We start from the raw sequence: 3,160 nt of genomic DNA, 5'->3' as shown, positions 1-3,160 counted from the left end.
CTAGGGATCGCTCCAGGGCCGTCGCGCGATCGTTTGTCACAATGCGGCAGTTGATGGCGGAGTTTCCCGAGAGCGTTGGCGCCGACCCCCGAGCAGTGCCCCGCCCTGCGGGACCCGGCATGGGCGCCGTACAGCGCTGCCGACGAATCCGCGGCGGATGCAGTCCCTGCCGGCGCGAGCACGGCCGGCTGGCCGCCACCACGCGCCAGCTCAGCCGGCGTCTCCTGCCGGCCGTGCGAGACTCGAACCGTGAGCCTCAAGCAGCAGCGACTTCAGATCGAAGCCAAGCGCAGCACCGGTGTGCTGTTCTGCGTACTGGGCGCGATCATGGCCGCGGTGAGCCTGGTGTCGCTTCTCAGCGACCCGCAGAACATCGGCGGCTGGCTCTCCGCGCTGACGCCCTTCCTTCTCGGTGGCCTGGGAATCTTCAATCTCGTGACGTACCGAAAAGAGCTCCGGGTGTTCGAAGCCGAGCATGGCGAGGGCGCAGGTCGGCAAGACCCTGCGACCTGAGGCCAGATCCGACGTCGCGCGATGCGGCGCATGCGCGATCGGCGGGCTGGGTCACAGATTGCCGAAGGTATAGAACCATGGGTTCGCGCGCAGGCCGGCGATCGTCGACTCATCCTCATCGAGATCCAGAATGACGATGCGCGTCGCCTCAGAGGTGGAGCCGAACAGCGCGGGGTCCTCAGGCTCGGCGGCAAGGGTGATCTCGGGCGTGGGTTGCGCACCGAGCGCCCGTGCCTCATCGACACTGTCGCCTACGCTGATACCGGACACGGTGCGGATAGGGACGCCGGCGAGTTCCGGGACCGAGACGACGATCGTGACGTGTCGGCACGCAGGGAGGCACTCCTCGGTGAAACCGGTGCTGATGAGCAGCCCCGGCCACTCGTACATCGTCGTGAACTGCGCCCCCTGGGCGCCGTTGGGAGAGGTCGTCTCGGTGGGCTCCATCTCCAACGAGGCGCTGAGCGCGGTCACGTAGGAGGCAGGATCATCACCCGAGAAAGTGAGCGTGGCCTGCGGGGCGCCGCTGTCATCGAGGAGAGTGACGTCCGTCGCGCTCACCACGATCGAGGCGAGGTCCGGCTGCGGAGTGGGGCTCGGCGTCGGCGACCCCGATGGAGCGACGGCCGAGCCGCTGGGTGTGGGGCCTGCGTCGCGGGGCCCTCCCCCGGCGCAACCCGCCACACCGACCATCATCATCGCTGCGAGAACTGCGACGCCGAGTCTTCTCTTCATAGGTGAAGTATCACAGAAGACTCATAGTTACCGTGGCACCGATGCGACCGGACTCACGTCGCGACCCCGTCGAGCCGGTACCCCATCCCCGGCTCGGTCAGCAGATACCGCGGCGTGCTCGGGTCGGGTTCCAGCTTCTTGCGCAGCTGCGACACGTACAGCCGCAGGTAGCCGGTGTCTTCGGCGTGGTCGGTCCCCCAGATCGTGCGCAGCACCGTCTGCCGGGTCACCAGCTTGCCGGCGTTGCGGATGAGGATCTCGATGAACTGCCACTCCGTGGGCGTCAGCCGGATCTGCCGGTCGCCGTCGGAGGTCGTGCGCACGACGCTGTGGGCGGCGAGGTCGATCGTGACGTCCCCGAGGCGCACCACGGGGGACGCGTCGTCCTGCGGCACGCGGCGCGTGAGCGCGCGGATGCGGGCGAGCAGCTCCTCCACGGCGAAGGGCTTGGTGATGTAGTCGTCCGCGCCGGCATCCAGCGCCTCGACCTTGTCGGCCGCGCCCGCACGCCCCGACACGACGAGGATCGGCGCGGCCGACCACCCCCGCACGGCGTGGATCACCTCGATGCCGTCGAGGTGCGGCATACCGAGGTCGAGGATGAGGATGTCGGGCCGGTGATCGACGGCGGCGGCGATGGCCTGCGTGCCGTCGAGGGCGGTCGTGACGTCGTACCCCTTCGCGGTCAGGGTGATGCGCAGCGCCCGCAGAATCTGCGGGTCGTCGTCGGCGATGAGGATCCTCATGCCCGCTCCCCCTCGCCGACCGAGACATCGGCGGCGACGCCCGCCGCGGCATCCGTCTCGCCCGCCGTGCGCAGCGAGATCACCATCGTCAGCCCGCCGCCGGGGGTGTCCTCCGAGGTCAGCGTGCCGCGCATCGCCTCGATGAACCCGCGCGAGAGCGCGAGCCCGAGCCCCAGCCCGCTGGAGTTGTCGGTGTCACCCAGACGCTGGAACGGCACGAAGATGTCATCCTTCTTCTCGGCCGGCACACCCGGCCCGCGATCGACGATGCGGATCTCGAGCCTGTCACCGAACGTACTCGTGCTGACGTGCACGGGCACGCCCGCCGGCGCGTAGCGGTGCGCGTTGGCCAGCAGGTTCACCAGCACGCGCTGCAACAGCACCGGGTCCGCGTGGGCGACGGCGTCGCCGTGCTGCAGCGCCAGCGTGACGTCGGCGGGGCCGAGTTGCAGCTCGTCGAGCGCGGGCGCGATGGCCTCGGCAGGGTCGGTGGCGATGTCGGCGATGGTGAGCACGCCGGTCTGCAGCCGGCTGACGTCGAGTAGGTCGGTCAGCAGCGTGCCGAGGGCGGTGAGGCTCTCGTCCGCGGTCTCGAGCAGCTCCTGCCGGTCGGCGGCGGCGAGTTCGGGACCCGCCGCGCGCAGGCCCCCGACGGCGGCCGAGGCGGCGGCCAGCGGGCGGCGCAGATCGTGGCTGAGCGCCGACAGCAGCGCCCCGCGCACCCGGTCGGATGCCGCGATCGGCTCGATCTGCTGCGCCGTCTTCTCCAGCCGCTCGGTGTCGAGCGCCGCCCGCAGCTGCGCCGTGACGACACCCAGCAGACGACGCTCGGATGCCGCGAGGTCGGCGCCGTGCAGTTCGAGCACCGCCTCGTCGGTGAGCGGGATGTCGGTGAACCGCCCGTCCGGCAACGGCTCCCCCGCGCGGGCCACCACCTCGCCGCCGACGACGACCCGCACCCCGGGAAGGTGGAACGCCTCGCGCACTCGGTCGACGAGCGCCTGGATCGCGTTCTCGCCGCGCAGCACGCTGCCGGCGATGGTCTGGATGAGCTCCGATTCCGCGGCCGAGCGCCGCGCGGCCCGGGTGTAGCGGGCGGCGCGATCCACGATGAAGCTCACGAGGCTCGCGATGACGACGTAGAGCACCAGCGCCAGCAGGTGGTG

The 3,160-nt window shown here is 70.5% G+C and carries 4 protein-coding genes; 1 reads left to right on the top strand and 3 read right to left on the bottom strand.

Going from position 1 to position 3,160, the window contains the following annotated elements; all coding sequences use genetic code 11:
• Positions 1-249: 249 nt before the first annotated feature.
• On the top strand, positions 250-513 hold the full coding sequence (locus tag NQ160_RS21300) for a hypothetical protein (RefSeq protein ID WP_257517069.1): 264 nt from the start codon (positions 250-252) through the stop codon (positions 511-513).
• A gap of 51 nt (positions 514-564) precedes the next feature.
• Here the strand turns inward: NQ160_RS21300 and NQ160_RS21295 are convergent, their stop codons facing one another.
• From NQ160_RS21295 to NQ160_RS21285, 3 genes are all read right to left on the bottom strand, one after another.
• A complete protein-coding gene (locus tag NQ160_RS21295) occupies positions 565-1,248 on the bottom strand; it encodes a hypothetical protein (RefSeq protein ID WP_257517068.1) in 684 nt (227 codons plus the stop codon).
• Between the two features lie 53 nt (positions 1,249-1,301).
• Positions 1,302-1,994, bottom strand: coding sequence for a response regulator (locus NQ160_RS21290; protein WP_257517067.1), 693 nt, complete (start codon positions 1,992-1,994; stop codon positions 1,302-1,304).
• The coding region (locus NQ160_RS21285; RefSeq protein WP_257517066.1) for a sensor histidine kinase at positions 1,991-3,160 on the bottom strand (1,170 nt) is incomplete at its 5' end. The genes NQ160_RS21290 and NQ160_RS21285, both read right to left, overlap by 4 nt.

Source organism: Microbacterium sp. zg.Y909 (assembly GCF_024626565.1).
Note: the sequence above shows the minus strand (reverse complement) of the source record. Positions and strands in the feature narration are given on the sequence as shown.

What these genes read in the sequence shown, in the direction of transcription:
- NQ160_RS21295 (WP_257517068.1), bottom strand. Translation starts at nt 1,248, where the DNA reads ATGAAGAGAAGACTCGGCGTCGCAGTTCTCGCAGCGATGATGATGGTC.
- NQ160_RS21290 (WP_257517067.1), bottom strand. Translation starts at nt 1,994, where the DNA reads ATGAGGATCCTCATCGCCGACGACGACCCGCAGATTCTGCGGGCGCTG.